Here is a 22,279-nt window from a genome sequence, read left to right as displayed (position 1 = left end):
GCTACATCACGGGCATGGCGTACTCGAACGTGGGCCTGGGCCTGGTGCACGGCATGGCGCATCCGCTGGGCGGCCGCTTGGGCGTGGCGCACGGCGTGGCGAACGGCATCCTGCTGGCCCCGGTGATGGAGTACAACAAGGACCATACGGGCGAGAAGTACCGCGACATCGCCGACGCGTTCGGCGTCGAGGACGCGTACGACGGCGATCTGGAGACCGTGCGCGAGGAGGCCGTGCAGGCCGTCCACCAGCTGACCGTGGATCTGGGGAACCCGACGACGATCAGCGAGGTGGGCGCCACCGAGGCGGATCTGGCGCCGCTGGCGCATGACGCGTTCAACGACGTGTGCACGCCGGGCAATCCGCGCAAGGCCACCGAGGAGGACATCCTCGCGATCTACAAGAGCCTGATGTAGGCGCTCCCGTAGGAGTCCTTCGCCCCCGCTGGACGAACAGTCCGCCCGGGGCGTGCCTCTTGCCCCCGCGGGCGGGGGCTGTCGGCGGAGCCGACTGGGGGTGGTCGGGCGAATGCGTGCTCGGCCCCTCATCAGTCAGCCTTCGGCTGCCAGCTTCCCCCAATGGGGGAAGCCTGTCCTGTCGGACGGTCCGGCGGACTGTTCGTAACAGTATGCCCGGGGCGTGCCTCTTGCCCCCGCTGGACGAACAGTCCGGTGGACTGTTCGTGGCAGTACGCCCTCACGGGCGTACGTCGCACAATATGTCGGGGGCGAAGTATTCCTTCCCCTTGAGAGGAAGGTGGCCGACGAAACTCTATTCGTGTTTTTCGTCGTAGACTTCGTCGGTGGGGGTTTCGTCGTAGAGCTCGTGGCCTTCCTTCTCGGCGAGTTCCATCTGCTCGTTGATCCACGCGGCCTCGGCCGGATTGATGTCGGCCGTGTTCAACACCTTCTGCCACACCGGATAGAACAGGTGCATTACCGGGTACATGGCGGTGAACAGGATCTCCGGCTTATGCTCGCGCCAATGCTGCGGATGCGCGTCGAAGGTGTTCCTGAACCGCTTCATGTAGTTGCGGAACGAACTCAGCGAGGTGTCCATGCGTCGGGCGCTCATGCCGGCGATCATGCGCGGCGAATACACGGTCTTGAGCCCCTTGCCGATCAGATGCAGTGAAATGTCGATGTCCTCATGCATGACGTCGGACTTGTCCCGGCACACCTCGCCACGGATCTCACGCCATGCCGTGGCCCGCAACGCCATGTTCGAGCCGAACAGCAGGGGCTGTCCGCCGTCGGCGCGGTAGATGCGCTTGCGGATCGAATTGTCGCCCTTGAGTCCCATCCTCCGGCTCGGCATGTCATAGTACATCACCGGCCCGGTGGCTCCCATGGCGGTCGGGTCCTCGGTGAAGATGCCGGAGACGACCTCAACCCAGTCGGGCTTGATCATGCAGTCCGCGTCGAATCGGCCGAGAATATCGCCGGTCGCATGATCCAGACCGTAGTTGCGGGTCGGAATCAGTCCCTGCTCCTCGTCCTGATCCATCAGGATCACGTTGTCGTCCGGATGCTGATCGATGAATTCGCGTACGATCCTCGCGGTGTCGTCGGTCGAACGGTTGTTCACCACGATGACCTCGTGAGGCTTCACCGTCTGCCGAGTGGCGTTCAGCAGACAGTCGACGATGCGTTCTTCCTCATTCCACGCCGGGATCACAATTGAGACACTAAGCACGATTCCTACAATACGTGGGACCGGGGATCCGGCGGTACGCGGCCGGGGCCCGGTCCTCCTTCTTGTCGGGGATGTCACCGACGGTGGGAATAATGGCGCGTATGAGCGTACAGCATGAACAGAGCCGGCCCGGGGAACGGTCGGAAACGCAATTGGGGGATCGACCGGGGGATCGATCGGCCGACGAGGAACAGTTCGATCTGGCGGCGGTGTTTCCGTCGAAGGGGGATCCCCGACGGCCTCCCGAATGGTTCGGTCGCGGACTGCTGTATGCGGCGATCGCCGTGTTCCTGTCCATCTTCGTGTGGCAGACGTGGGACAAGATCGATTCGATCGTGCTGTACATCGTCATCTCGATGTTCATCGCGCTGGCCGTGGAGCCGATGGTGCGGTGGCTGGTCGTCCACGGATGGAAGCGTGGTGTGGCCTCCGCCGTTACCTTGGTGGCGTTCCTGATCATCATCTGCGGACTGCTCACGCTGTTCGGCAACATGTTCATCCAGCAGCTCGTCGGCATGGTCAGCAGCCTGCCCGGCCTGTACGAGCAGATCGTCGACGTGGTGCGCGAACAGGCCCATTGGGAGCTGCCCGCCATGCAGGATCTGTGGGGCGAACTGTTCCGTAATCTGCAGACCAGCACCGTGACCAATCTCGCCAATCAGGCGCTGAGCACCACGGCCTCGCTGCTCAACGCCATGCTGGGCATCCTGACCGTCGCGCTGGTGACCTACTACGTGTCGGCCGCCCTGCCGCGCATGCGCCGCAGCGTCTGCCAGTGGGTCGCGCCGAAGAGCCAGGAGCGCTTCCTCGTGGTGTGGACCGTCGTGCAGGACCAGATCTCCAACTTCCTGTACAGCCGCATCATCCTCGCCGCCATCTCCAGCGTGTGCATGTCGGTGTTCATGATCGCGCTCGACATCCCCTACTGGCTGCCGCTGTCGATCTTCTGCGGACTCGTCTCCCAGTTCGTCCCCACCGTCGGCACCTACATCGGCGGCGCGCTGCCCGTGCTGTCCGCGTGGGGCTCCAACGGCATCAAGTACGCGCTGTTCGTCCTCCTCTACATCATCGTCTACCAGCAGATCGAGAACATGCTGCTCTCCCCGGCGATCTCCCAGCGGACCATGGATCTCAATCCGGCCGTCGCCTTCCTCGCGGTCCTCGCCCTCGGCTCCGTGTTCGGCGCGCTCGGCGCGTTCCTCGCGCTGCCGCTCACCGCCAGCTTCCAGGCCGTGTTCAAGGCGTACACCAAGCGCTATGAGCTCATCGACTCCCCGCTGCTCAGCGATCCGAAGCCGCTGAAGAAGTCGAAGATGATCACCGGCATGGAGGCGTTCAACGAGCATGTGATCAAGCCGGTCGCCGACCACATGCCCCGGGCGGCGCAGGGCTCATCCGCGCGCGTACACACGCACGAGACCCAGCTGCGCAGCGAACTCGACTATGCGCACAACCGCCTCGCCGATTTCGCCACGGCGCAGGAGCTCGACGAGTCGGCCACCGTGGCAATTCCCAAGAACGTCGTATCATCGGGTAGAGCCGATCGCGGCGACGGCACCGGCAAACCGGATCTCAATCCGGAGTCTGGCGCGCGCGGCCCGATCGACGAGACGGTCGACGGCGCGCGCGGCAACGCGGGCGATCGGACGAACGGAACCACCGACATCAACGATGGTATTGACATCAACGATGGTATCGGCGACGGCGAGGATCACGGCGAGGACCGAGGTCCGGACGCCGGCGATACCGCGCGAACCGGCCGAAGTGCCAGGGAGGAGTGGCGCTAAATGGCCCTATTGTCCGTCATCGACGTTCTGCTGTTCGTGCTCGGCGTGGTGGGCATCGGCTACCAGATGGTGTGCGTGCTGGCCGGATTCTTCCACAAGGTCACGGTGTTCCCCCAGGCCCCGCAGGACAAGCGGTTCGCGGTGCTGATCTCGGCGAGGAACGAGCGCAACGTGGTGGGCAACCTCATCGACTGCATCCAGAACCAGAGCTATCCGAGCGATCTCATCGACATCTGGATGGTGGCCGACAACTGCACCGACGACACCGCCGAACTGGCGCGCGGCAAGGGCTGCCACGTCGTCGAACGCTTCGACCAGACGCAGATCGGCAAGGGCTTCGCGCTGACCTTCCTGCTTAACCACATGATCGACTCCGGCGTGAGCAAGCGGTACGACGCGTTCTTCGTCTTCGACGCCGACAACCTGCTCGACAAGGAATACTTCACGCAGATGAACAACGCCTTCCAGGCGGGGTTCAGAATCCTCACCAGCTACCGCAACTCGGTGAACTTCGACGACAACTGGGTCTCCTCCGGCTCCGCGCTGTGGTTCGTGCGCGAATCGAGGTTCCTCAACAACTCGCGCATGCTGTTCGGCTCGAGCTGCCATGTGGGCGGCACCGGATTCATGTTCTCCCGCGAGATCATGGAACGCAACAGCGGCTGGAAGTTCCACCTGCTCACCGAGGACCTCGAATTCACGCTCGACTCCATCCTGCACGGCGACCGCATCGGCTACTGCGGCACCGCCGTGCTGTACGACGAGCAGCCCGTGACCTTCAAGCAGAGCTGGCGTCAGCGCCTGCGCTGGAGCCGCGGCTTCCTGCAGGTGTTCCGCTACTACGGCCCCGCGCTCGTGCGCCGCGCCATCAAGGAACGCGACTTCTCCTGCATCGACCTGACCCTGCTGATCTGCCCGTTCACCGCGCTGAGCGTGATCCGTCTGGCACTGGGCATCCTGTTCGTCGCGCTCGGCTTCGTCTCGCTGAACAGCCAGCTCACGCAGCTGACCAACGGCCTGCTGGGCGGTGTGCTCGGCGTACTCGGCATGATGATCCTTGCGGCCATCACCTGCATGGCCGAACGCGAGAAGATCGACGCCACCAACAAGGAGCTCGTGGCCTACTGCCTGAGCTTCCCGATCTACCTGATCAGCTACATCCCGATCTCCTTCCAGGCCATGTTCTCCAAGCCCGGCTGGAAGCCGATCGAACACCGGGGGAAGTGATCGATTCGTGAACGATCGATTCGTGAACGCACGAAACACGGGAACTGACAACGCCTCCATGCTCGGCGGCTCCGTGCCCGACCGCCCGAACGGCCCGATGAACACGGTCCCGTCCCGCGACGCCTCCAGCCGCCGTGCCGCACGCCAGTGGCGGCGCACGATGGCCCGTCGCCGCCGGACCGTGGCCATCGCCGTGATCGTCACGATCCTGCTGGGATCGGCGTACGTGATCGGCGACGCCCATGACGTGCTGCCCGGCCCTTTAAGCGTTCACACCTCGCAGGGCCCCACGTTCCCGGCGGCCGTGGCCGTACGACAGGCGAAGACCGTGACCGGTGATTCCGATACCGGTCCGCAGATCGACGCCGCCAAGGTGAAGTCCCTCGTCGACGCGTTCGCCAAGTCGGAAGGCGTCGGCAACGACTTCTCGGTCGTGATCGCAGACGGCAACGGCGATCCGATCGTGCAGCGGGCCGAGACGACCCCTCGCGAACCGGCCTCCACGATGAAGACCATGACCGCGTACGCCGCCTCCACCACGCTCGACATGTCGTCCACGCTCGACACCGAGGTCTACCTCGACGAGTCCGGCGAAGGCGTGCGGCTGGTGCTCAAGGGCAACGGGGACATGCTGCTGGGGGAGGGCGCCAGCGATCCGGACCACATCAATGGCCGCGCCGGCCTCGCCACATTGGTCGACCGCACCATCGCCGCGCTCAACAAGCATGACGTCAACGCCGTGACGGTCGCCTACGACGATTCGCTGTTCGGCAGCAAGCGCTTCCCCGACACCATCGGCGCCAACAACCCCAATCTCATCTACGCCGCGCCGATGGCCTCCATGGCTATCGACGAGGCCCGCAACTGGACCGGCGTGACCAAGCCGAAGGACCCGGACGTCGAATCGTCGTACCCGACCAGATCCTCCACCCCCGCCTCCGACGTGGCGAAGAAATTCGCCGCCCAGCTCAAGGCCAAGGGCATCAAGGTCTCCGGATCGGTCTCCGAAGGCACGGCCCCCGACGGCGACGCCCCGATCGCCTCGGTGAGCTCGGCCCACCTGAGCGAAATCATGGGCTTCATGCTCAAGAACTCCGACAACACCGAAGCTGAACTGTTCGGCCGATTGACCGCGCTGAAGACCGGGAAGGACAATTCCCCCGAAGGCGCGACCGCCGCCGTGAAGGCCATCCTCGCCGAGCGGGGCATCGACCTGACCGGCGTCAACGTCGCCGACTGCTCCGGACTCTCCCAGGGATCGAAGCTCACCGTCCGGGCCCTCGCCCAGGTGCAGGCCAAATACGTGGAATCCGATGCGGAAGCGGCCCCGGCCGCCGAGGGGCTGGCCATCTCCGGACTGTCCGGCACCGCCCTGCACCGCACCATCAGCAGTTCCGCCGACGGACTCGTCCGTCTCAAGACCGGTTCGCTCGACCAGGTCACCTCGATGACCGGCAACGTATCCCGGGCCAAGGGCGGCACCCTGATCTTCTCGATCATCGTCAACAAGCCCGGCAACATGTGGTCCGCCTCCCGGGCCGTCGACAAACTCGTCTCCGAGCTGCCGGAGGTGTGACCATGGCCTATACCCCGACGATCCGATACGCGATCGGCCAGGTCCGGCTCAATCTGGCCGATCTGGGGATCACCCGTCAGCCGGGCCGCACCCGCGAGCACGGCGAGCACCGGCCGGAACCGGACGCCCCGCTGGTCCTCGTCGCCTGCTCCGGAGGCCGTGACTCGCTGGCCCTCGCCTCCGTCTGCGCCACGGTATGCGGCACGCTCGGCGTGCGCTGCGGCGCGGTGATCGTGGACCATGCGCTGATCGCCGGATCCGCGCAGGTGGCCGAACGGGCCGCGGAACAATGCCGGTCGTTCGGCATGGACCCGGTGATTGTCCGCCGGGTGATCGTGGAATTGTCCGGCGTCGGCGTGGAGGCCGCGGCGCGCGACGCCCGGTATCAGGCCCTGCAGGAAAGCGCGCGCGAGACCGGCGCGGCAGCCGTGCTGCTCGCGCACACCCGGGACGATCAGGCTGAGACCGTGCTGCTCGGCCTCTTCCGCACCATGGGTCTCGACGCGCTCGCCGGCATGCCCACCACCATCGACCGCGACGGCGTGACCTTCAGCCGCCCGTTCATCGGCCTGACCCGGGGCCAAACCACCGAGATCTGCCGGACCTTGGACATCGACTGGTGGGACGATCCCAGCAACGGCGACCGCAGCGCCGACGAGGGAGGACTGTCCACCGACTTGCCGCTGCGCTCGCGGATCCGCAACGCCCTGCTGCCGTATCTGATCCATTTCGTGGACGCCGATCTGGTGGACCATCTCTCCCGCAGCGCGCGCATCGCCCAGCGGGACAAGGACTATCTCGACTCGTGCGCGGCCGAGGCCTACGGCCGTGCGGTCCGGATCGAGCAGGCGGCGGAGGCCGATTCCGCGGGGATTTCGGTGCATATCGACGTGCGGGAACTGGCGGACGAGCACGCGGCGATCCGCTCCCGGGTCATCGCCCGGGCGGCCGCGGATACGGGGATCGAAATCTCCTCGCGTCAGGTGGAGGCCATCGACGATCTGATCCATGATTGGCACGGTCAGGGCGGTGTGCGACTTTCCAGAGGATACCTAGCGATTCGCCAGCGTCACGTCATTCATCTGTGCCATGATGGTATGCATGAAAATCGCTGATATCCAAGACGACATTGCCTATGAGCTCGTCAGCAAAGAGCAGATAGACGCCAAGATTCACGAGGTCGCGGCCGAAGTGGATCGCGACTACGCGGGACGAACCCCGCTGCTGGTGGCCGTGCTGAAGGGGGCGGTCAACACGCTCGCCGCGTTCTCCCAGGCGGTGAGCATCCCCGTGACCATGGATTTCATGAGCATCTCCACCTACGGTTCGGGCACCGAATCGTCGGGGAAGATCACGGTGCGTCAGGATCTCTCTACGGATGTTCGCGGCAGGCACATTCTGATCGTGGAGGATATCATCGACTCAGGCATCACGCTTGACTGGCTGATCAAGGAGCTGAAATCCCGCGGGGCGGCGTCCGTGGAAGTGTTCGCCCTGCTGGAGAAGCCGGCCCGGCACAAGGTGCATATCGACGTGAAATACAAGGGATTCACGATTCCGGACGAGTTCGTGGTTGGGTTCGGTCTGGACTATGACGAGCGGTACCGGAACCTCGATTCCATCGCCGTTCTGGATCCCAAGGTGTATCAAGGAGATCAGCAATAATGAGCTTCCCAGGGCCGAATCGCAACGATAACGGCAATCCGTTCTCCAATCCGGACGGGGGACGAGGCAGGAACCGCGGCAACCGCAACGGCGGCGGGCAGAAGGGGCCCCGTCCGTTCTGGCAGGCCCCGTGGCTGTGGATCACGATCCTGGTGCTGCTGTCGATCAGCGCGTTCCAGATGTTCTCCATGGGCGGCACGCAGACCATCAACACGCAGGACGGTCTCGAACTGCTCAAGGACGGCAAGGCCAACTACGCGGAGATCACCGAAAGCAAGCAGACCGTCAAGCTCGAGCTGAAGGACGACTTCACCAAGAAGGATCCCGACTCCGGCAAGGAACGCAACTACGGCAAGAGCGTCCAGTTCTACTACGTGTTCGCGCAGGGTCCGCAGGTCTCGCAGGCCGTGGAGAAGGCCGATCTCTCCAAGGGCTGGACCTCCACCGTGCCGCAGACCAGCATGCTGACGTATCTGCTGACGTCGCTGCTGCCGTTCGTGATCATCTTCGGCCTGTTCTGGTGGCTGATGAGCCGCATGCAGGGCGGTGCCGGCGGCATGTTCGGCATGGGCGGCAAGAAGAACGCCAAGCTGCTCGAAGGCGAGACCCCGAAGACCAAGTTCGCCGACGTGGCCGGCGAGAACGCCGCCGTGCAGGAGGTCGAGGAGATCAAGGACTTCCTGCAGGATCCGTCCAAGTACAAGGCCCTCGGCGCGCGCATCCCGCGAGGCGTGCTGCTGTACGGTCCCCCCGGCACCGGCAAGACGCTGCTCGCCCGAGCCATCGCCGGCGAGGCGGGCGTGCCGTTCTACTCGATGGCCGGTTCCGACTTCGTGGAGATGTTCGTCGGCCTCGGCGCCTCCCGTGTGCGTGACCTGTTCGACGAGGCGAAGAAGAACGCCCCGGCCATCATCTTCATCGACGAGATCGACGCCGTCGGCCGCAAGCGCGGTTCCGGCATGGGCGGCGGCCACGACGAACGCGAACAGACCCTGAACCAGCTGCTCGTGGAGATGGACGGCTTCGACAACGACACCAACCTGATCATCATCGCCGCGACGAACCGTCCCGACGTGCTCGATCCGGCACTGCTGCGCCCCGGTCGATTCGACCGTCAGGTGGCCGTGGAGGCCCCCGATCTGGAAGGCCGCGAGGCGATCCTGAAGGTGCACGCCAAGGGCAAGCCGTTCGTGCCGGGCGTCGACCTGCACATGATCGCCGTGCGTACGCCGGGCTTCACCGGCGCCGATCTGGCCAACGTGCTCAACGAGGCCGCCCTGCTGTGCGCCCGAGCCGGCGCCCAGCTCATCGACAACCGTGCCATCGACGAGGCCATCGACCGCGTGATGAGCGGTCCGCGCCGCCGTTCCACCGGCATGGCGCTCAAGGAGCTGCGCAACACCGCCTACCACGAGGGCGGACACGCTCTGGTGGCCGCGGCCCTGCATAACACCGACCCGGTGACCAAGGTGACGATCCTGCCGCGCGGCCGCGCCCTCGGCTACACGGCGGTCATGCCGACCGAGGACCGCTACTCGCAGTCGCGCAACGAGCTGCTCGACCAGATGGCGTACGCCATGGGCGGCCGCACCGCCGAGGAGGTCGTGTTCCACGATCCGACCACCGGCGCCTCCAACGACATTGAGAAGGCGACGAACATCGCCCGCAAGATGGTGGTGGAGTTCGGCTTCTCGTCGCAGCTCGGCGCCATCAAGTGGGCTTCCGACGACGACCAGACCACGGTGATGGACGGCCTGAGCCCGCGCAAGTACTCCGATCGCACCGCGCAGATCATCGACGACGAAGTGCTCAAGCTCGTCGAGACCGCGCACACCGAGGCATGGACCATCATCAACGAGAACCGTGACGTGCTCGACGAACTGGTCCGCCAGCTGCTCGAGAAGGAGACGCTCAACGAGAAGGAGCTGGCCGCGATCTTCGCGAACATCCGCAAGGCTCCGGAACGTCAGGTGTGGCTGAGCAACGATCAGCGCCCCGACTCCGATCTGCCTCCGGTGCCGATTCCGGCCTCGCTGGAGAAGAGCGCCCGCGAGCAGGAGGAGGCCGCCCGCCGCGAGGACGGGCTCGAGCCCAATCCGCCGCAGTACGGTCAGAACGACAACGGTGGCAATGCCGGTAACGGCGGTACCGGTAATGGCGGCAACAGTCAGGAGGCTTCCCGCTGATGACGATCGATACCGTGAACACCGACGTTACCGATGAGACTGCCGCCGCCAAGCCCGTCTATGACGAGGAGGGCGTGCGCAAGGCCGTGCGCATGTACCTCAAGGCCATCGGCGAGGACCCCGACCGTGAGGGCCTGCTCGACACCCCCGACCGCATCGCCCGCGCCGGTCGCGAACTGTACGCCGGACTCCGTCAGGACCCGGCCGAGGTGCTGGCCAAGCGATTCCGCGTGGACACCGAGGAGATGGTGCTCGTGCGCGACATCGAACTCTACTCGGTGTGCGAACACCATCTGCTGCCGTTCCACGGCGTGGCCCACGTGGGCTACATTCCGTCCAAGGACGGCGTGACCGGGCTGAGCAAGCTCGCCCGCCTCGTGGAGGTGTACGCCCGGCGTCCGCAGGTGCAGGAGCGGCTCACCCAGCAGATCGCCGACGCGCTGATGAAGTACGTCGACGCACGCGGGGCGATCGTCGTGACCGAATGCGAGCACATGTGCATGGCCATGCGCGGCGTGAAGAAGTCGCAGGCCCGGACGGTCACCTCCGCGGTGCGCGGCATCATGCGCACCCCGGCCACCCGTGCCGAGGCGATGAGCCTGATCTTCTCGCAGCGGTAGGAGCGTGCCCGTCTCCTTATCGGCATGTGCTTGGCGTCGGGCGATGTGCCCGTTCCGACACACTCAAGGCCGTTCGGCCCCGTGGCCAGCAAGCTGGCCACTAGCCTACGGTCGGAACGGGCACATCGCCCTCTGCCGGTATGGGGTTGACAATGAGCTATAAGGACGCCTCCTGCCTTCCCCTTGAGGGGAAGGTGGCCGGCTTGGCCGGTCGGATGAGGTGACCGGTGAACCGTCCTACGAGGTGACTGGCGAGAGCAAGGAGGAGTGACATGATTGATTCCAAGGCATTGCACGATCTGCATGACGCGGATCGTACGCTGGTGATGGGCGTGCTGAACATCACCGAGGACTCGTTCTCGGACGGGGGACTGTGGCTTGACCCCGCCAAGGCCCGCGAGCATGGCGCGGCGATGCTGGATGCCGGCGCCGACATCGTCGACATCGGCGCGGAATCCACCCGACCCGGCGCCAAGCGCGTCAGCGAAGCCGACGAACTCGCTCGCGTGACCGGCGCGACCAAGGCGCTGCTGGAGCATGGCGCCGTGCTGTCCATCGACACCACGCGCGCCTCGGTGGCCGCGGCGGCGCTGGACGAGGGCGCACAGATCATCAACGACGTCTCCGGCGGCACATTGGACGCCGAGCTGCCGCATGTGGTGGCCGATCACGACTGCCTGTACATCGTGCAGCATTGGCGCGGCTGGCTGGCCGGATCCAAGGGCGCGACCCCGGACGCCGACACGTCGGTCTACCACGGCGGCGTGCTGCATGACGTACGCGACGAACTCATGCGGCAGGTCGACGCCGTACTGGCCGCCGGCGTGAAGCCCGAACGGATCATCATCGACCCCGGTCTGGGATTCTCCAAGCCGGGCATCGAACACAACCTGCCGCTGCTGGCTGGGCTGGAGACCTTCCGCGCCACCGGATACCCGGTGCTGATCGGACAGTCGCGCAAGCGGTTCGTCTCCGCACTACTCGCCGACGCCGGCTTCGACGAGCCGACAATGGACGATCGCGACAACGCCACCGCCGCCTTCAGCGCCCTGTGCGCCGAACACGGCGCGTGGGCGGTGCGCGTGCACGACGTGGCCCGCAGCCGCGCCGCCGTGGCCGTCGGCAACGTCTGGCGCCGGTACGCCGCCGCCTGACCGCCGACGTCGACCGTGCCCCCGCCGGCGGGGGCTGTCGGCAACGCCGACTGGGGTGGTCGGGCCTGCGAGATCCGGGGCACCTCATCCGTCCGACGATGTCGGCCACCTTCCCCTCAAGGGGAAGACCGAAGATGGTGTCGCCGCAGACGGCACCGACGAAGCATGAAACGAAGTACAAGGAGCGTTATGGATTCGATCCGACTGACCGGCGTACGTGCCGAGGCCGCACACGGCGTCTACGATTTCGAGCACGTCGACAAGCAGCCGTTCATCGTCGACGCCACGATGTTCCTTGATCTCGCGCAGGCCGGCCGCACCGACGATCTTGACGATACGGTGAACTACGGCGCGATCGCGAACGGCATCGTCGAGATCATCGAGGGCGAACACGTCGATCTCATCGAACGGCTCGCCGCCAAAATCGCCGATCGGATCCTGGACTTCGACCGCATCCAGCGGGTCATCGTCACCGTGCACAAGCCGAACGCCCCGATCAAGGTGCCGTTCGGCGACGTGAGCGTCACCATCGAACGGTCCCGCGATCATACGGGCGATTCCGCCTTCGCCTCGTCGGACGCGGAATCGCGGGAATCTCACGGATCTGGGGAAACTCAGTCCGGTGCCCGTCCCGCCTCCCGCGTCCACAAGGCCGTGGTGGCGATGGGCGGCAACATCGGCGACGTGGAGCAGACGCTGCGTGCCGCCGTCGTGGCCATCGACGGCGTGCCCGGCAACCAGATCACCGGCATCTCCCCCCTGTACCGTACCGCCGCATGGGGCATGGAACCCGGCACCCCGGACTTCCTCAACGCCGTGGTGGAAGTGACCACCACCCTCGACGCCGATACCCTGCTCAGCGCCTTGCAGACCATCGAGGCCGCGCACGGCCGCTCCCGGGAGGTCCACTGGGGATCCCGTCCGCTCGACCTCGACATCGTCGACTTCGACGGCGAGATCAGCGATGACCCTCACCTGACCCTGCCCCATCCGCGGGCATGGCAGCGGTCCTTCGTTCTGGCGCCGTGGGCCGATCTCGATCCGAACGCCGTCCTGCCCGGCGAGCACGGCGGCCGCGTCGCCGATCTGCTGGACGGGGCCGCGGACCGTGATTCCGTGGAATGTCTCTCCGATACGTGGATCCTCGGCGGCACCGCCTGAGCGAAAGGTCAACCAGCGAAAGGTCAACCGATGAAAGCACGTCGCACCCCGTGGTGGTATTACGTGATCGCCATGATCCTCGGTCTGTTTGCCGGGGCCATGCTGGTCAAACTCACCGAACACAGCGCCTATACGCTGGTGGGCGCACCCTGGCTGGTCTCCGGTCTGCTGGTGATTCTGGGGCTGATCGTGCTATGCCTCGCCTGGCAGGTGCGCCGATACGCCAAGGGGGATCTTAAGGAACTGGACATGAACCGCGCCGTGCAGACGCTGGTCCTGTCCAAGGCGCTCGGTGTGGCCGGCGCCGCGCTCGCCGGCTGGTACGGCGGTCAGCTGCTGGTGAGCCTGACCCATGTCGACGCGGAATTCTACGGTGACGCCGCGCTGGAATGTGGAGTGGCCACGGTGATCTGCCTGATCGACATGATCATCGGCATCGTCGGCGAATACTGGTGTCAGCTGCCGCCGAAGGACGGTCCGGAAAGCCCGAAGGCCAAGGCCGAGCAGCGTCAGCGCCAGCTGGCGGCCGCGGGCGCCGCCGCATCGGGCGCCGCGAACGCCACGGACGAGCGTACCGCCTCCCGTACGCCGAGGAGGTAGCCAGTCGGTTGGATCGGTCGGGATGGGTGCCGGGGCGTGGGGCGAACCGCCCATGATCGGCGTGTGCCACAATGGAACGTATGACACGTTTTGAATTGCGCACGGTTTCCGCGAGCCGTGATATCGCCTTGCTGATCAATGATGACAGCGGATCGTCCCGTCTGGTTCACGTCTATGGGGAGCAGGAGCAGTATCCGCTGGGAACCGACCGGTATTATCGTAATCTGCCCAATCTGTTCCTCGACGTGATCGATCTGCTGGACGGCAACGATCCGCTGATCGACGAGGAATCCGCGGGATCCGATCCCGATGCGATCAAGGGCAACGCCATCAGTCTCAAGACGCTCACCCAGCGGGCTGCCCATGCCGCGGCCGACGGGTCCGGGAACGCCAGAAGATTCAAGGACGCCCGGTCGCTGTGGGCGCTGATGACCAACCATGTCGAAACCCGGGTGCGCCGGCCCGACGACGATCCGATCGTGGACGTGCGGCGTACCAAGAACTGGAAGAAGAACCAGCCGATGCGAGCCGTGCCAGCCGATCCGGACGCGTGGTTCGTCACCGGCGTGTATTCGCGGTCGAATCAGATGCGCGATCCGCTGGCCGTGTACCGCGGACTGGATGCGCTGTTCGCCACCATGCTGTCCGAGCTGGACGAGACGGCCGCGCCCAATCTTGTCCACGCGCGCGACGCCGTGCGCGTGAATCTCGACTACCCCACCTACGCCGAAGTGGCCGCGATCCTCGACGATTCCAACATGCTGGTGTTCCACAACGACCAGTCGCTGGCCGACTGGATCCGGACGCAGAGCAAGGAGCAGGAGGCCATCCACGCGGAGACCCCCGTGCAGGTGCATGTGATCCCCGATCCGGTGCTCGATGAGGACGATCCGCGGTATCTGCCCGCGGACTCCACGATGACGGCCGCCCATCTGGCCAACGTGATCGCGCCGCGGGAGTAGGGCGGCTTCGGGGCTGATTCGGGGGCTGATTCGGTTCGCGTTGGGGCTAGGACTGTTCTGCCCCCGTCGGCGGCTTCGGGGCGGGAGGCCGGCTCAGTGCCGGGGGATTTCGTCCTCGGGCACTCGAAGCATGGCCTCCTGCGCCATCGCGGCCACCAGCGTGCCGTCCTGCGCATACACCTTGGCGTGGCTCAGGCCGCGCCCGTGGGCCGCGGTGGGGGTGTCCTGCACGTACAGGTGCCACTGGTTGATGTCCACGTCGCGGTACCACCACATCGAATGGTCGATGGTGGCGTACGAGATGCCCGGCGTCATGAAGCTCAGACCGGCCCGTCGCACGATCGGTTCCAGCATGATCTGATCGCAGCCGCAGCCCAGGATCGCGCGGTGGCACAGCTGCGGCAGGTCCACGGTGCCGTCGGCCTTCATCCACACCAGCTGGCGGCCGGAGTCGTTGGTCGTGGCCGTGTGGTCGCTGCCGAGCATCACGGTGGAGTTCACGTGGCGGATGTCGAATGGCGACTTCGTGGCGTAGTAGTCGGCGAACGGGGACTTGCCGGCGTAGGGTTCCATCAGGTCCTTGGCGCTGGACAGCGACTCGGGGTCGGGGACGTTTTCGGGCATCGGGTCGGCGTATTCCACGCCATCCTGGCCCTGCTTCTGGAAGCTGGCGATGGCGGTGAGGATCGCGCCCGAGGCCTGCGTGGCGTTGACGCGGCGAGCGGAGAACGACCGGCCGTCACGCAGATTCTCCACGTCGAAAAGCACGTCCTGACGGATGTCGCCGGCACTGATGAAGTAGGCGTGGATGGAGTTCGGCAGGCGGTCCGGGTCCACGGTGCGGGCGGCGGCCACCATCGACTGGGCGATGACCTGACCGCCGTAGACGCGGCCGGTGGGGAAGTACAGACTTTCGCCGTTGATGTACGTATGATTTCGGTATGCGGACGGCTGTCCGAGATGCAATACCTTGACAAGATGCTCGAGCGGTGTCTGCTGCTCCTGCGTAGGCATGACTAGATCCCCTTCGACGATGTACTGGCGATGTTCATTGCAATGCAGTCTATTCGCGGGGTGCGCCAAGTTTTTGGCGTGTTTGTAACGAGTTCGTGAGTTAGGTGAACGCCAGATGACGCAATCGGCACCGACGGGACGGCGATGGGGCGATGGCGTGGCGCTGATGGGACGTTGATGGGACGATTTGCCAGTAGGTGTCGGGTTTATTGGCCGAAGTGCCAGTTGACGCTGGGAAGGGCGGTGGTTGCGGCGTGCTCTCTGGGGCTGGTCGGTGCGGACGAGTGTGGTGCGGTGTGTTGGTTGGTGCGGTGTGTTGGTTGGTGCGTTGCATCACGTCGGTCGGTGTGGATGAGTGTGGTGCGGGTGAGCGTGATTAGTTGAATGATCAAGGGGTGACACCGGCCGCTGATGGATTGCGGTGCATTTTGGCGAATATGCGGCGTGATCCATAGGAATGAGGTCGTTTTCGATGGATTGCGCGTGATTTCGGCGGATTTGCAGAGTAATCCATCGTCTTCGCGCCGGGCGGCATTCGAGATCGTTGCAATCATGCGGTTCTGCGGAGTCGGATGGTCCGGGGGCGATGGATTGCGGTGCAGAATGATGGATTTTGCAGAGTAATCCATCGGGAAGGCCTGATTTTCGATGGATTGTGCGTGATTTCGGCGAATATGCGTTGCAATCCATCGGAAACGGTGACTGCCGATGGGCTGCAACGCATGTTGGCGGGGGAGAGCGACCCTCTCCACCGAAGGCGGGGCTGTCTCATACCGTTTTTCCATGGTCTGCTGGATCGGCGTTCCGGATTGCCGGGCTGTATCGGATTGCCGAGAAGGCATATCGGGTTGCAGAGGGGCCTGTTCCGGATTGCCAAGGAGTCTGCCTCGGTCAATGAGGAGCCGTCGCGCGGATCTCCGAAGCGTCCCCGTATGTGGGATTCGATGACGATCGCGGTCGTCCGACTTGCGGCGGCCCAATTTTCGTCGCATAATTGAAGCGCTTCATTGAAACGCTTCAATCCATATTTTGACCGCTGCGATGATGCCCGGGCCGCTATGGTGCGGCTACGGTGATATCAGGAAAGGTGCCAACGATGGCGAATACCGAAAAGCTTGATAAGCGTTATTGGAAACTGGCGAGAAACGCGGGCATAGCCTCGTATCTCGACGCCGCGCTGCTCGTCTCCGCGGGCGTGGCCCTGCCGCTGTGGCAAAGCCACTTTTCCCTCAGCCCGTGGTGGGCCGGCGCGGTGAGCACGATCCTCACCCTGTCGGTCGCCGTGGGATCCTTCTTCGGCGGCCGCCTGTCCGACCGCTTTGGTCGTACCGTCGTCTTCAACATCGACATCCTGTTCGTGGTCGTCGGCGCGGCGATCATCGCCTTCGCCCCCAACCTCACCGTGCTGCTGGTCGGCATCATCATCGCAGGTCTGGCCTCGGGCGCCGATCTGCCCACCTCGCTGGCCGTGATCTCCGAGCGAGTGCCCCGTGAGCATCAGGGGCGCGTGGTGTCCTCCACCGAAATCTTCTGGATCGCCGCCATCGTGATCTCCCAGGGCATCGGATTCCTCGTCTCCGGTCTTGATATGACCGGCGTGACCATCATGTTCCTCGTGATCGCCGCCGTGGCCCTGATCACCTGGCTGGTCCGTGTGGCGAGTCCGAGCTTCAAGAAGATCGAGGAGGATCTCGCCGCCGAATTCGCCCATACGCAGGTCGACGCCCACTCCACCGACGCCCAGCAGGCGTATCCGCTGGGCCAGCTGCTGAAGAACCCCCGTTATCTGATCCCGCTCATCGGTCTTGCCGGCTTCTACCTGTTCTGGAACCTGCCGGCCAATACGTGGGGATCCTTCCTCAACTACTATCTGGTCACTATCGGCGGTCGCAGCCAGTCGTTCGCCACCGCAGCCGGATTCTTCGCCAACATCCTCGGATGCCTCGTGCTGTACGGCATCTACATCCGTCTGGCCGACACACGCCACCGCTATTCGATGATGCACGTCGGACTGATCCTGTGCATCGCCGCCATGGCCGTCTCCGCCTTCGCCGGCGGCACCTGGATGATCTTCACGGTCTGCTACTTCGTCTACTGCACGGCGAACATGCTGCACGGCGAGCCGCTGTACAAGGTCTGGAGCCAGGAACTGTTCCCGGTCAACGCCCGCGCCACCGCCACCGGATTCACCTATGCGGTCGTCCGCTTCATCACCGCGATCTTCGGATTCGTCACGCCGGCGCTGATGGCCGTCTCCCCGAATCTGCTGCTGTGGATCCTCGTGGCCTCGCTGTGCCTCTCGTACGCATCCGCCTTCGGCATCATGAAGTTCATCAAGGGCCGTGGCATTCCCGATCCGGCGCTGAACCCCGCTGCCGTAGAAGCCGTCGAATCGGCGGAAACCCGGTGACCGTCGGGCGGCCATAGCCGATCCATCACCCAACGCGGCCCGGGTGTTCCATCGCCCGGCCGCATCAGCCATGTCAGGTATCAGCCATGTCAGGTATCAGCCATGTCAGGTATCAGCCATGTCAGGCATCAGCCTTGTGTGGGAAGTCCATACGTGGGAAGTCCATACGCGGGAAGTCATAGAAGGAAAGAGACCATGAAAGCATCCATGTCTTTGGATACCGGCCGCGCCGATCAACACGGCAGCCATATCCATCACGGCAGCCATATCGAGGAGGTGAACGTCGAACACCTGCACGGTGAAGCGCTGGGCATCGGCATGGCGACCCCGAGAATCTCATGGGTCTACGATTCGTCGATCGACTCCATTGCCGATCGACGGGCGACCGTCCGCATACGGCGAGGCCGTCCCGGTCTGTCATGGCAGGAGCGGACGTTCAGAGTCCGTGCCGATGGCAACGTCCTGATGGACTGTCCGGACGATCCCCTGGCATTCGGCGAACAGGCCCGGATCGCGGTAGCGATCGACGATCTGCCCGGCAACGAGGATCCGTCCGGCAGTGACGATCTGCCCGGCAGTGACGATCCGTCCGGCAACGACGATCCTTCCGGCATCGGGGAACATGCATGGTCCGATGAGATCGTCGTGGAACCGGGGATGCTCGGTCCGGCCGACCGCAAGGCCGCGATGATCGGCCCGGGCTGGTACGAGCCGACCAGCGACTGGCGTCATGCCCCGCTGCTGCGTACGGAAACCTCGCTGGACGACCGGCCGGTCGCCGCCCGTCTGTATCTTTCCGCACTCGGTCTGGTGGAGGCCGAGATCAACGGGCATCGGGTGGGCGAGGACATCCTCACCCCCGGATGGACCGTCTACGATCACCGGGTGCACTACCGGACGTACGACGTCACGGATCTGCTGAAGGCCGGCGGCAACGGCATCGGACTGTGGCTGGCCGACGGCTGGTATCGGGGACGCATCGGATTCTGCGGCGGCAGCGTGAACACGTATGGGGATCGTCTCGCCGCCTATGCGCAGCTGGAGATGACCTTCGCCGACGGGTCGACGCGGACGCTCGTCTCCAACGCCTACGACGGCCGGTGGAAGGCGAAGCGCGGTCCGATCGTATACAGCGGACTGTGCGAAGGCGAACGGTATGACGCCCGGCTTGCGGATGCCGGATTCTCCTCGGCCGGATACGACGACTCCGACTGGGAGCCGGTGACCGAAGTGCGCTTCGATCCAATGCTGCTCGAAGCGCCCCGAATGGAGCCGGTACGCGCCATCCGTACGACCGGTCCACGATCGATCAGGAATCTGGGGAACGGATCGTTCCTGCTGGACTTCGGTCAGAACTGCACCCAGCGACTGCGACTGCGCATGCACGGGCTGAAGCCGGGCGACGAGGTGACCGTCCACCATGCCGAAGTACTGGAACCGGACGGCGAACTGTCGTTGCGTCCGCTACGCCGCGGCGTGCAGACGGACGTCTACGTCGCCGACGGTCATGACGAATGGTGGGAGCCGCGATTCACGATCCACGGATTCCGGTATGCGCGCATCGACGGCTGGCCGGGAGAACTGGACGCCGACGACGTGGTGGCCGTGGCCTACGGCACGTCGATGCAGCGGACCGGATGGCTGGAGACCTCGAACGCCATGGTCAACCGATTGCACGAGAACGTGGAATGGTCGATGCGATCCAACTTCGTCTCCATTCCCACCGACTGTCCCCAGCGCGACGAACGGCTCGGATGGACGGGGGATATTGCCCTGTTCGCACCGACCGCCGCCTTCCTGCACGATGTGGAAGCGATCCTCACTGATTGGATGGACGATGTGGCCGCGGAAACCGAACGCTGGGGCACGGTACCGTACTACGTGCCGTTCATTCCTCTGGCCGAATGGCGGGTGCCCGAGGCGATCGCCATCTGGGGCGACAGCGTCGTCGTGGTGCCTTGGGCGTTATACATGGCCAGTGGCGATGCGCAGACGCTGCGTGAACAGTATCCGTTGGCCAGACGATGGGTCGAGGAGGTCCGTGGGCATCTAGCCGACGACGGTGTATGGGACCGACGGCCGAACCTGATGTACGGTCAGCTCGGCGACTGGCTCGACCCGACCGCTCCGCCGGACGACGCGGCCCGTGCGATGACCGCCAAGGAACTGGTGGCCACGTCGTTCTTCCAGCATTCGGTGCGTCTGCTGGCCGAAATGGCGGCCGTGCTCGGCGACTCGGCGGCCGAAGACGACTACCGATCACTGGCCGAACACATTCGTCGCGGATTCCTCTCCCGGTTCGTACTCGCCGACGGCCGGATGACCTCGGACACCCAGTGCGCGTACACGCTGGCGATCACCTTCGACCTGCTCGACGAGCATGACGAGCGGCGACGGGCCGCCGGCGATCGCCTCGCCGAACTGGTGAAGGGCGGCGGCTACACGGTGGGCACCGGATTCGCCGGAACCCCGTATCTGCTCGATGCGCTGTGCGCCACCGGTCACGTCGACGTGGCCTATCGGCTGTTCCTCTCTGAGCAGTGCCCCTCGTGGATGTATCAGGTGCGCATGGGCGGGACGACGACCTGGGAACGTTGGGATTCCATGCGTCCGGACGGATCGGTGAACCCCGGGGTGATGACCTCGTTCAACCACTATTCGCTCGGCTCGGTCGCCGACTGGATGCATCGGACGATCGGCGGAATCACGCCGCTGGAACCGGGGTGGACGACCTTCGAGGTCGCGCCGAAACCCGGCGGCGGCATCGCCTCGGCCCATGTGACGCATCGCTGCCCGCTTGGTCTGATCGATGTGCGCTGGAAGGTGTCGGATGGTGCGATGACCATGGCGCTTCGGGTGCCGGCCGGCGGCCGGGCCGTCGTGTGCGTGGGCGACGAGCGCCGGGAGTATGAAGGAGGAACGTATCGGCTGCGATTCGATGTAGATCCCGGGTTCGATTCGATGTAGGCCCCGGGTTCGATATGGCGTGATTCGATATGGTGTAGAGTTCTAGCCGAATGTGATTCGATCGGATTCGGGAGGCGACATGGCTCGGGTGACCATCAACGACGTCGCGAAACGTGCGGGAGTGGCCATGGGTACCGTGTCGAACATGCTGAATCATCCGGAGAAGGTGCGACCGGAGACCCGGGAGATTATCCGACAGGCCATCAAGGAACTGGGATTCGTGCCCAACCGCAATGCCAGTGCGCTCGCCGGCGGACGCAATCCCGCCTTCGGTCTGGTGCTTACCGGTCTGGATCACGCATTCTCCCTGCAGGTTTCGCAGGGCGCCTATGATGCCGCCCGGGAAGCCGGATTCGATCTGATGATCACCAGCGCCGACAATGATGATCTGCTGGCCAATCACTATGTGGATTACTTTCGGGGTGCGCGCATGTCCGGCATCATCGTCGAGCCGCGGCCCGGTGCCGGATGGCGGCCCGACTGGCCGGTCGACACCCCGACGGTGGTGCTGGATTATCGCAGTGATTCCTGCGATCTGTGTCAGGTATGCGCCGACAACGTTCAGGCTGGGGTTTTGGCGGCCGAGCATGCCCTGCGGATCGGGCGGAACCGGGTGACGGTGATCTCGGCGTCCGATGACATCCAATCGCTGGATGACCGGTGCAGGGGCATCCGATCGGTGATCGGCGATACCGAGATCATCGACGTGGCCGATTGGCGCAATCCCCGTTCCGGATACGAGGCCGGGGTCCGACTGGCCGAGCGATCTGATGATACGCGACCGGACTTCGTGATCGGTCTGACCGATGTGTTGGCGGCCGGTTGTATTGACGGCATACTCAGTTGCAGACGATCGGTTCCAGGCGATATGGCGGTGATGGGCTGCGACGGCAATCCGCTGGCATGGGGCGGTCCGGTGCCGATGACCACCATTGAGCCGCACGGGTATGAGATGGGACGGGCCGCGGTGGAGCTGCTTGTCGATGAGATCCGGCACGCCGACGACCATCGGCATACGATGAAGACGATCCCTTCCCGTCTGCTGGTTCGGGCCAGTACGGCGGTTTAGGCCAGTATGGTGGCTTGGGCCAGTACTGTGGTTTGGTCCAGTACGGTGGTTCGGTCCAGTACGGTGGTTTGGGCGGCTGTTGCTGATGGATTGCGGTGCGTTCGATGGATTGCGGTGCATTTTGGCGAATATGCGGCGTGATCCATAGGAATGAGGTCGTTTTCGATGGATTGCGCGTGATTTCGG

Annotated in this window: 17 protein-coding genes and 1 pseudogene; 15 read left to right on the top strand and 3 right to left on the bottom strand. The window is 64.6% G+C overall.

Going from position 1 to position 22,279, the window contains the following annotated elements; all coding sequences use genetic code 11:
• The coding region (locus tag CSQ87_RS09225; RefSeq protein WP_117434930.1) for a dehydroquinate synthase/iron-containing alcohol dehydrogenase family protein at positions 1–416 on the top strand (416 nt) is incomplete at its 5' end.
• Positions 417–771: 355 nt separating this feature from the next.
• Here the strand turns inward: CSQ87_RS09225 and CSQ87_RS09220 are convergent.
• The gene (locus tag CSQ87_RS09220) at positions 772–1,695 is read right to left on the bottom strand and encodes a glycosyltransferase family 2 protein (protein WP_100513579.1); all 924 of its coding nucleotides are present in this window, start codon (positions 1,693–1,695) and stop codon (positions 772–774) included.
• Positions 1,696–1,796: 101 nt separating this feature from the next.
• On the opposite strand from CSQ87_RS09220, the gene CSQ87_RS09215 reads away from it, so the two are divergent.
• From CSQ87_RS09215 to CSQ87_RS09165, 11 genes and pseudogenes are all read left to right on the top strand, one after another.
• Positions 1,797–3,482, top strand: coding sequence for an AI-2E family transporter (locus tag CSQ87_RS09215; protein WP_100513578.1), 1,686 nt, complete (start codon positions 1,797–1,799; stop codon positions 3,480–3,482).
• A complete protein-coding gene (locus CSQ87_RS09210; RefSeq protein WP_100513577.1) occupies positions 3,483–4,709 on the top strand; it encodes a glycosyltransferase family 2 protein in 1,227 nt (408 codons plus the stop codon).
• 22 nt (positions 4,710–4,731) lie between these two features.
• Positions 4,732–6,285, top strand: coding sequence for a D-alanyl-D-alanine carboxypeptidase/D-alanyl-D-alanine endopeptidase (gene dacB / locus CSQ87_RS09205; protein ID WP_243388904.1), 1,554 nt, complete (start codon positions 4,732–4,734; stop codon positions 6,283–6,285).
• A gap of 2 nt (positions 6,286–6,287) precedes the next feature.
• Positions 6,288–7,400 carry a tRNA lysidine(34) synthetase TilS gene (tilS, locus tag CSQ87_RS09200; RefSeq protein ID WP_100513576.1) on the top strand — a complete coding sequence of 371 codons (1,113 nt, stop codon included), beginning with the start codon at positions 6,288–6,290 and terminating at the stop codon, positions 7,398–7,400.
• Positions 7,387–7,950 carry a hypoxanthine phosphoribosyltransferase gene (hpt, locus tag CSQ87_RS09195; protein WP_100513575.1) on the top strand — a complete coding sequence of 188 codons (564 nt, stop codon included), beginning with the start codon at positions 7,387–7,389 and terminating at the stop codon, positions 7,948–7,950. Before tilS ends, hpt begins: the two co-directional genes overlap by 14 nt.
• Entirely contained in the window at positions 7,950–10,136 is a 2,187-nt protein-coding gene (ftsH, locus tag CSQ87_RS09190; protein WP_100513574.1) for an ATP-dependent zinc metalloprotease FtsH, read from the top strand. Before hpt ends, ftsH begins: the two co-directional genes overlap by 1 nt.
• Entirely contained in the window at positions 10,136–10,756 is a 621-nt protein-coding gene (folE, locus tag CSQ87_RS09185; RefSeq protein ID WP_100513573.1) for a GTP cyclohydrolase I FolE, read from the top strand. The genes ftsH and folE overlap by 1 nt, the downstream gene beginning before the upstream one ends.
• A 272-nt stretch (positions 10,757–11,028) precedes the next feature.
• Positions 11,029–11,910: a dihydropteroate synthase gene (gene folP / locus CSQ87_RS09180; protein ID WP_100513572.1), complete on the top strand. Its 882-nt coding sequence runs from the start codon at positions 11,029–11,031 to the stop codon at positions 11,908–11,910.
• A gap of 189 nt (positions 11,911–12,099) precedes the next feature.
• Positions 12,100–13,059: pseudogene (gene folK / locus CSQ87_RS09175) on the top strand (2-amino-4-hydroxy-6-hydroxymethyldihydropteridine diphosphokinase); the annotation flags it as partial.
• A gap of 42 nt (positions 13,060–13,101) precedes the next feature.
• Positions 13,102–13,671 (top strand): DUF3180 domain-containing protein, encoded by a 570-nt coding sequence (locus tag CSQ87_RS09170; protein ID WP_100513570.1) that lies wholly within the window; start codon positions 13,102–13,104, stop codon positions 13,669–13,671.
• Positions 13,672–13,751: 80 nt separating this feature from the next.
• Positions 13,752–14,633, top strand: coding sequence for a hypothetical protein (locus CSQ87_RS09165; RefSeq protein ID WP_100513569.1), 882 nt, complete (start codon positions 13,752–13,754; stop codon positions 14,631–14,633).
• Positions 14,634–14,726: 93 nt separating this feature from the next.
• On the opposite strand, the gene CSQ87_RS09160 is transcribed toward CSQ87_RS09165, so the two are convergent.
• A complete protein-coding gene (locus CSQ87_RS09160; protein ID WP_100513568.1) occupies positions 14,727–15,647 on the bottom strand; it encodes an acyl-CoA thioesterase in 921 nt (306 codons plus the stop codon).
• Positions 15,648–15,853: 206 nt separating this feature from the next.
• Positions 15,854–16,432 (bottom strand): hypothetical protein, encoded by a 579-nt coding sequence (locus CSQ87_RS10810; protein WP_165776814.1) that lies wholly within the window; start codon positions 16,430–16,432, stop codon positions 15,854–15,856.
• 311 nt (positions 16,433–16,743) lie between these two features.
• Between CSQ87_RS10810 and CSQ87_RS09155 the strand changes: the two genes are divergently transcribed.
• The 3 genes from CSQ87_RS09155 (at position 16,744) to CSQ87_RS09145 (ending at position 22,093) form a co-directional block, all read left to right on the top strand.
• Entirely contained in the window at positions 16,744–18,057 is a 1,314-nt protein-coding gene (locus CSQ87_RS09155) for an MFS transporter (protein WP_100513567.1), read from the top strand.
• Positions 18,058–18,252: 195 nt separating this feature from the next.
• Positions 18,253–21,024: an alpha-L-rhamnosidase gene (locus tag CSQ87_RS09150; protein WP_243388903.1), complete on the top strand. Its 2,772-nt coding sequence runs from the start codon at positions 18,253–18,255 to the stop codon at positions 21,022–21,024.
• A 79-nt stretch (positions 21,025–21,103) separates the two neighbouring features.
• Entirely contained in the window at positions 21,104–22,093 is a 990-nt protein-coding gene (locus CSQ87_RS09145; RefSeq protein WP_100513566.1) for a LacI family DNA-binding transcriptional regulator, read from the top strand.
• Positions 22,094–22,279 lie beyond the last annotated feature (186 nt).

Source organism: Bifidobacterium simiarum (assembly GCF_002802905.1).
GTDB lineage: Bacteria > Actinomycetota > Actinomycetes > Actinomycetales > Bifidobacteriaceae > Galliscardovia > Galliscardovia simiarum.
This window is presented reverse-complemented; position numbering and strand designations above follow the sequence as displayed.

Bases quoted from the DNA above. Each gene is read 5' to 3' on its own strand.
- CSQ87_RS09215 (WP_100513578.1), top strand. From the start codon at position 1,797: ATGAGCGTACAGCATGAACAGAGCCGGCCCGGGGAACGGTCGGAAACG.
- CSQ87_RS09210 (WP_100513577.1), top strand. From the start codon at position 3,483: ATGGCCCTATTGTCCGTCATCGACGTTCTGCTGTTCGTGCTCGGCGTG.
- tilS (WP_100513576.1), top strand. From the start codon at position 6,288: ATGGCCTATACCCCGACGATCCGATACGCGATCGGCCAGGTCCGGCTC.
- hpt (WP_100513575.1), top strand. From the start codon at position 7,387: ATGAAAATCGCTGATATCCAAGACGACATTGCCTATGAGCTCGTCAGC.
- ftsH (WP_100513574.1), top strand. From the start codon at position 7,950: ATGAGCTTCCCAGGGCCGAATCGCAACGATAACGGCAATCCGTTCTCC.
- folE (WP_100513573.1), top strand. From the start codon at position 10,136: ATGACGATCGATACCGTGAACACCGACGTTACCGATGAGACTGCCGCC.
- folP (WP_100513572.1), top strand. From the start codon at position 11,029: ATGATTGATTCCAAGGCATTGCACGATCTGCATGACGCGGATCGTACG.
- CSQ87_RS09170 (WP_100513570.1), top strand. From the start codon at position 13,102: ATGAAAGCACGTCGCACCCCGTGGTGGTATTACGTGATCGCCATGATC.
- CSQ87_RS09165 (WP_100513569.1), top strand. From the start codon at position 13,752: ATGACACGTTTTGAATTGCGCACGGTTTCCGCGAGCCGTGATATCGCC.
- CSQ87_RS09160 (WP_100513568.1), bottom strand. From the start codon at position 15,647: ATGCCTACGCAGGAGCAGCAGACACCGCTCGAGCATCTTGTCAAGGTA.
- CSQ87_RS10810 (WP_165776814.1), bottom strand. From the start codon at position 16,432: ATGGAAAAACGGTATGAGACAGCCCCGCCTTCGGTGGAGAGGGTCGCT.
- CSQ87_RS09155 (WP_100513567.1), top strand. From the start codon at position 16,744: ATGGCGAATACCGAAAAGCTTGATAAGCGTTATTGGAAACTGGCGAGA.
- CSQ87_RS09150 (WP_243388903.1), top strand. From the start codon at position 18,253: ATGAAAGCATCCATGTCTTTGGATACCGGCCGCGCCGATCAACACGGC.
- CSQ87_RS09145 (WP_100513566.1), top strand. From the start codon at position 21,104: ATGGCTCGGGTGACCATCAACGACGTCGCGAAACGTGCGGGAGTGGCC.